Origin of the sequence: Sutterella seckii (assembly GCF_009183815.1) — a bacterium.
GTDB lineage: Bacteria > Pseudomonadota > Gammaproteobacteria > Burkholderiales > Burkholderiaceae_F > Sutterella > Sutterella seckii.
On the sequence record NZ_WEHX01000114.1, the window covers coordinates 1 to 6,516 of the forward strand.

The following is a 6,516-nucleotide window of genomic DNA, read 5'->3' on the forward strand; positions in this document are numbered from 1 at the left end:
GCTGATAACCGGTTATTCCCCGCCGTTCCCATGCCTTGGAAGGGTATCACGCCACCGTAGCGGTCGGGCTACATGTCCACACTAAACGTCGAAAGGCCATTCATTGAGGGCGACATCCGCGACGAAGCGCGCCTTGAAAAGACGCTTCGCGACGAAGGAATCGAAGCCGTCATCCACTTCGCCGGCCTGAAGGCCGTGGGCGAATCCGTGGTAAAGCCCCTTGAGTATTACGACAACAATCTGATCGGCACGATCCGGCTCCTTGAAGCCATGAAGAAGGCGGGCGTCAAACGCCTCATCTTCAGCTCCTCCTCCACGGTCTACGGGACGCCGAAGAGCCTCCCGCTGCGCGAATCCGATCCGACGGGTGAAGCCACGAATCCCTACGGACGCACAAAACTTCAGATCGAGGAAATCCTTTCCGACCTCTGCCGGGCGGATCCGGAATGGAGCGCAATCTGCCTGCGATACTTCAACCCGATCGGAGCCCACCCGTCCGGACTGATCGGCGAGGATCCGAACGGCATTCCCAACAATCTCCTTCCTTACGTGGCCCGCGTCGCCAACGGGCGGCTTCCCTGCCTCAACGTTTTCGGCGGCGATTATGAAACGCCTGACGGCACGGGCGTGCGCGACTACATCCACGTGATGGATCTGGCGCACGGGCATGCCGCGGCGCTTCCCTACGCCATGAGCCATACCGGCTGGAAAGCCGTGAATCTCGGCTGCGGCAGAGGCTACAGCGTGCTCGAGGTCGTCAAAGCTTTTGAGAAAGCCTCAGGACGCAAGGTACCTTATAAAATTGGCCCCCGTCGTGCGGGCGACATTGCCGCCAACTGGTGCGATCCTGCGCAGGCAAAGGAACTCTTCGGTTGGGAGGCGATGTTAGGCATCGACGACATGTGCCGCGACGCATGGCGATTCGAAGAGAAGCGTGCTGAGGAACTCAAGGCGAAATAAAACCTTCGCTCAGGTTTGCTACATGGCCGGACGTCCTCTTCCACAAGTTCGGCCTTTCATCCTTCCTTTATCAAAGAAGTGATTCCGCTACCTGTGCGGAGCAAAGAGCGTTGGGCTCCCTGGAGTCCAACCACTTGCGCTTCTCAAAAACGATTCGCGCCGGTGCATGGAACCATTGATGAGTCTGGCGACATCCGTCCACGATGACTGCCCCCGATTGTCGAGCGCCCAGGGTGCGATCGCGGTGCGGCGGATGGTGTACGTCACCTCATATAGATCCTGCCCGAAGGCCGGGGGCTTGTGCGTGATCGAATCGATGCTCACGAGCTCAGTCTTGCAGACGCAGGTGTAGCCGGGAGCTTCCAGTGCTTCGCTTTCCTTGCCCAAAGGCGTCTGGGCATAGATGTAGACCTTAGAAGACAGCGCATCTTTCCCCTGAGAGCCGTCTGAGTTCACGGACATTTCGGATCGGGTAAAAAGACCTAGATCAGCGAGCGCGTTGTAGCTTTCGACGGCATGTCTGTTGGAGGCATTGACGATGTAGGGAAGTCCGCTCGTCGGATAACCGTCTACCTTAGGCCGCAGCAGATCAAAGAGTTCAAAATTGACGCGTTCGCAGGAGATCGAGTCGAAGCGCTTCTGAATAATGGAAGCGATCTTCTCAACGTCACTTGCTTGTACGCCTGGTGGAAGCTCAACAGGCCCCTTGAGTGAGAGCTCTTCCGACGCACTTGCCATGGGAGAGGCAGTCATCAGGTAACCGGTGGCAGCAATCAGGCTTGAGAGCAACGAATAACGAATTCCGGAAGCGTTACGCATTCTGCCCGCTCCTCATCTGAAGGTTGTAGAGATCGGCATAGGCGCCGCCCTTGTCGAGAAGTTCCTTCGGCGTCCCGGACTCCACGACCTCGCCCTTCGACATCACGACGATGCGGTCTGCATTGTCGATCGTGGAAAGACGGTGCGCGACGATGAGACAGGTGCGGCCCTGCATGAGCTCGTCAATGGCGAGTTTGATCTGGTGCTCGGACTCGCTGTCGAGCGCACTCGTAGCTTCGTCGAGAATAAGGATTGGGGCATTCTTGAGGAATGCTCTCGCAATCGAAACGCGCTGCTTCTGACCGCCTGAGAGGAGGTTGCCGGCTTCGCCGACGCGGGTGTTGAGGCCTTCAGGGAGAGAAGCAATGAAGTCCGTGAGCGCAGCCGCCCTGACGGCCTTCGTGATTTCCTCGTCCGAGGCTTCGGGCTTCCCGTAGGCAATGTTCTCGCGGATGGTGGCGTCAAAGAGCGTCACGTTCTGGGAGACAATGGCGATTTGACTCCTGAGGCTCGAGAGCGTGCAGTCGCGGACGTCGTAGCCGTCAATTCGTACTGCGCCGTCCGTCACTTCCCAGAAGCGCGGGACCGTGTTCATGAGTGTGGTCTTACCGGATCCCGAGAGACCAACAAAAGCGACATGTTCGCCAGGAGCAATGGAGATGGAGATGGCCTTGAGGGCCTCCATTTCCTGACCGGGATAGCGGAGACGGACGTTCTCGAAGACGACTGCGCCCTTTGAGTTTTCAAGCACATGCGTGCCTGTATCCTTCTCCTGCTCCATGTCGAGGAGATCGAAGATGCTCTTCCCCGCGACGCTGATGCTCGCAAAGGTCGAGTTGAGGCCGGCGAGATGCTGGAGCGGGGGCATCAGGAGTAGCATGGCCGAGAGGAAGGTGATGAATTCGCCGATCGTTAGCGCTCCTCTCTGCGCTTCAAAGAGCGCGAAAGCAACGACGACCGCGACCCCCATCATGGTGACGATCTGAGTGACCGGGGTACCGAGGCCCTGCATCACCTGCTTCTTCAATGCAAGATGACGAATTTTCTCGTTTATGGGCGAGAAGCGTGCCATTTCGAAGTCGTAGGTGTTGCTGACCTTCACAAGCCGCTCGGCTTCGTAGGATTCGGAGACCCGGGAGAGAACGGCTGCAATCGCTTCCTGACTCGCACGCACGATGCGCTTTACGCGCTTGCTGATGGTTCGGAGAATCACGCCTGCAATGGGTCCCACAATGCAGGCAATGAGCGTGAGCTTCCAGTTCTGCCAGAGGAGGACGCCGAAGAGCGCTATGACCTGAAGCGAATCGCGGATCAAAACAACCGCTGCCGAAACGGCACCGCCGAGCGCAATGTTGGCTTCATTCACGAACTTCGAGCTCACGAGACCAGTCGAATTTGCGAGATAAGCGGGGAAGGGGAGTCTCAGGACATTGGCGAAGAGTTCCATGCGAAGCGTTACCAACATCGACTGACTAATCTTCGTAAGCATGTAGGTGCTCATTACGGTCGAAACTGCGTACAAAAGCGTCACGCCGATAAGCGCCGCAGGGGCCGCCACAATGACCCAGGCCTCCTGCTGATAAAAGCCCGCGTCCGTGAGCTTGCCGAGGAGCGTTGCGGTGAGCGACGACATCGACGCTGCGCCTACCATGTAGATGCACGCAAGCACCATCTGTCCCTTATAGGGCAGGGCGTACTTGAAAAGGCGCTTCAGAACCGGATCAAAGCGCAGCCAGGAAGAGAGATTGAATGACATTTGTTCTTTCCTTGCTTCTGCTTATTCCGAATGCCCCTGAAGGCGCCAGAGATTGGCATAGGCGCCGTTCTTGTCCAGAAGTTCTCTGTGCGTGCCCGTTTCGACAATGGCGCCGTCCGCCATGACGACGATCTTGGTGGCGTGCTCGATCGTCGAGAGGCGGTGCGCGACGATGAAGGACGTTCGACCCGCCATCAGGCGAATGAGGGCTTCCTTGATGTGGTGTTCGCTCTCAGAGTCGAGCGCGCTGGTTGCCTCGTCAAGGAGCAGAATCGGAGCGTTCTTCAAAAGCGCCCGGGCGATTGAAATGCGCTGCTTCTGACCGCCCGACAACTTGCCGCCGTATTCGCCGACAGACGTATTGAGGCCTTCGGGGAGCGAAGCAATGAAGTCCGTGAGAGCAGCGGCCTCGACGGCTCTGGCAATTTCTTCGTCCGTTGCATACGGCGATCCGTAGATGAGGTTATCGCGGATCGTGCCGTTGAAGATGATGACGTCCTGAGAAACAATCGCGATGTTGTCGCGAAGGCTCTTTAAGGTAATGTCCTGCGTGTCGATGCCGTCGATCAGAATGCGGCCTCCGGTCGGATTCCAGAAGCGAGGAATCATGTTGACAAGCGAGGTCTTCCCCGAACCCGAGGAGCCGACCAGTGCGATGGTGTCGCCCGGGTTCACGTCTAGGCAGAAGTCCCTGACGGAATCTCGGTTGGCGCCGGGATAACGGAGCGTGACATGGTCGAACGTCATCGCGCCCTTCACGCTTCCCTTTTCTAGTTCGTGCGTGCCGCCGTCGTGTTCCTTCGCTTCATCGAGCGTCGAGAAGATGCTTCCCGCAGCAACGGCCATGCCGACGAAGGTTGCGTTGAGGCCCGTGAGGCGGCGAAGCGGCTGCAGGATCAGCAGCATAGCCGCGAGGAAGGTAACGAACTCGCCGAGCGTTAAAAGCCCGTGCTGAGCTTCAATGAGAGCGACAGTCAGAACCACTGCTACTCCGAGCATGCCGATCAACTGCGTGGCTGGGGTACCGATGGCGCTGTATTTGGTCATCCGGAGCGCAAGTTGCTTAACGGTATTGTTTATGCTTGTGAAGCGTTTTTGTTCTTGATCGAATGCATTAGATATCTTAATGACGTCTTGAGCCTCATAGCTTTCCTTCACACGCACTAATAAAGTGCCAATACTTTCTTGAGCACTAAACATGATGCTACGTAGCTTTTCTGAGATGAAGCGAAGAAGCCATACGATGGCAGGAGCGATGATGAGCGTGACGAGTGTGAGTGTCACGTCGTGCCAGACGAGAACAAAGGAAAGGGCAACGACCTGCAGCGAATCACGGATCAGAACGATGGCCGACTTTGCGGCGTTCGACAATGCGACGTTTGCTTCATTGACGAACTTGGATGCGATGATGCCTGTTGCATTTCTCTGGTAGGCTTCTGCAGGCCAGTGCAGGATGTCGTTGAAGAGCTCCTTTCTCAGGGTGACAAGCACAGCCTGGGAAGCTCTCGAAAGTAGATAGTTCGACATGAACATCCCGCCCCCGTGAAGGAACGAGATAAGAATCAAACCGACAGGCGCTGCAATGACGATCCAAGGTGCCTGCTGGTAGAAGCCGATATCCGTGAGCTTGCCGAGGAGCAACGCGATCAGGGAGGAGGAGCCGGCCGAGATCCCCATGCAGAGAATAGCGCCGAGAAAGAGCAGCTTGTATGGGACGAGATAGGTCGCCAAACGCCGCAGATTGGGGTCAAGCTTGTTGTAGTGCTTAAGCAGAAAGGCTTTCATCAATTTTCTTTTGTTTTTACGCCCGATGTGCTGGAGGAGACCGTTTTCTCAATCTTGCCTGCTGCCTGCGCTTCAAGCAGCCAGTTTCGGACGGCTGTTGTCGAACATCCGAGCTTGATCGATATGTCCTTGAGGCTTAGTCCGCGTTTGCGCAAGACGATCGCCTTCTCCTTAATCTCTGCATCGTATTGGCGATGAGTGAAACTCGGTTGGAATTTTCCTTCCTTGAAGGCTCTCTCCCAATCTCGAACTGTATTGATATTTACACTGGTAATCCACGAGACTTTGGTGTATCCAATGCCCCGGGAAAACAGATAAGCCGCGACCTCACGCAGATGCTCGCTGTGAGCGTTGGGGTTCCTCATGAGATGCTGTTGCGAGTAGGCAAAACTCTCTGTTGTGCCACCCTCACTCACATGTGTGGCATTCTCATCTAGGTTGTCGTAAGGCGAAGTATTCTTTGCCATAAAAGTCAGTCCGATACGTATCGGATGTACCCTAATGATAGTTAAATTGGGATATCTGATTGATGTGGGGTGTTACGCAATTGCTAGAATACTAGCAAATGAACGGACTAGGCAACAAAAGTAAAAGTGCTTGTATTCCTTAGATTTAAAATTCTCCACTTTATGAAATCCTACAAATATAAACGAACTATAGAATGCAATTAAATTTACCCATACAATTAAAATTATTCATTCTTAATTTTATATAAAATTAAATAGTTATCACCTAAACATAGAACTGCGCTTTTATAAATAATTAAAATCAATAGATTATTGGATAATAAATATGATACCTAAAAGAATATTTTATGTTTTGGGTGCTCGAGAAGCTAAACGAAGAGATGTTTTAGCTTGCATGCTTTCTTGGCAGTTAAATCTTAAAGATTACGAAATTGTAGAAATTAATGAAGAGAGCAACGAATATTTGGCTCTATGACGTTTAGTGTGGGTAACCACACTTTAAAGCCTGAGTCCATCTGCTGAAATCCAGATTACCTGCAACGAGATAAATCATTGTTTTGAAGTACTCGGGATTCCTAAATCCGCGTGCTCGGCGCTTGATGTTCTGAATGATGCTGTTGAGCCCTTCCACGGAAAATCTCGCTCTCGGTCTTGGTATAACGACGGTCGAGAGAAAGCAAGTAGTTGAAATCCTTTAAAGATTTCATTGAAACCCACTTGCTTTTTCTT

General features: G+C 53.9%; 6 protein-coding genes. 1 reads left to right on the top strand and 5 read right to left on the bottom strand.

The window, feature by feature from the left end:
- Positions 1 to 72: 72 nt before the first annotated feature.
- Positions 73 to 960, top strand: a complete 888-nt coding sequence (gene galE / locus GBM95_RS10645) for a UDP-glucose 4-epimerase GalE (RefSeq protein ID WP_152159073.1) — start codon at positions 73 to 75, stop codon at positions 958 to 960.
- Between the two features lie 87 nt (positions 961 to 1,047).
- Here galE and GBM95_RS10650 read toward each other — a convergent pair whose 3' ends face one another.
- The 5 genes from GBM95_RS10650 to GBM95_RS10670 all read right to left on the bottom strand — a co-directional run bounded on the left by GBM95_RS10650 (position 1,048) and on the right by GBM95_RS10670 (position 6,418).
- Positions 1,048 to 1,779, bottom strand: a complete 732-nt coding sequence (locus tag GBM95_RS10650) for a hypothetical protein (protein WP_152159074.1) — start codon at positions 1,777 to 1,779, stop codon at positions 1,048 to 1,050.
- A complete protein-coding gene (msbA, locus tag GBM95_RS10655) occupies positions 1,772 to 3,535 on the bottom strand; it encodes a lipid A export permease/ATP-binding protein MsbA (RefSeq protein ID WP_152159075.1) in 1,764 nt (587 codons plus the stop codon). The genes GBM95_RS10650 and msbA (GBM95_RS10655) overlap by 8 nt, the downstream gene beginning before the upstream one ends.
- A gap of 21 nt (positions 3,536 to 3,556) precedes the next feature.
- The gene (msbA, locus tag GBM95_RS10660; protein ID WP_152159076.1) at positions 3,557 to 5,320 is read right to left on the bottom strand and encodes a lipid A export permease/ATP-binding protein MsbA; all 1,764 of its coding nucleotides are present in this window, start codon (positions 5,318 to 5,320) and stop codon (positions 3,557 to 3,559) included.
- Complete coding sequence (locus GBM95_RS10665; RefSeq protein WP_152159077.1) at positions 5,320 to 5,787, bottom strand: helix-turn-helix domain-containing protein; 468 nt, start codon at positions 5,785 to 5,787, stop codon at positions 5,320 to 5,322. The genes msbA (GBM95_RS10660) and GBM95_RS10665 overlap by 1 nt, the downstream gene beginning before the upstream one ends.
- Positions 5,788 to 6,265: 478 nt before the next feature.
- Positions 6,266 to 6,418, bottom strand: a complete 153-nt coding sequence (locus tag GBM95_RS10670) for a transposase (protein WP_193222676.1) — start codon at positions 6,416 to 6,418, stop codon at positions 6,266 to 6,268.
- Positions 6,419 to 6,516 lie beyond the last annotated feature (98 nt).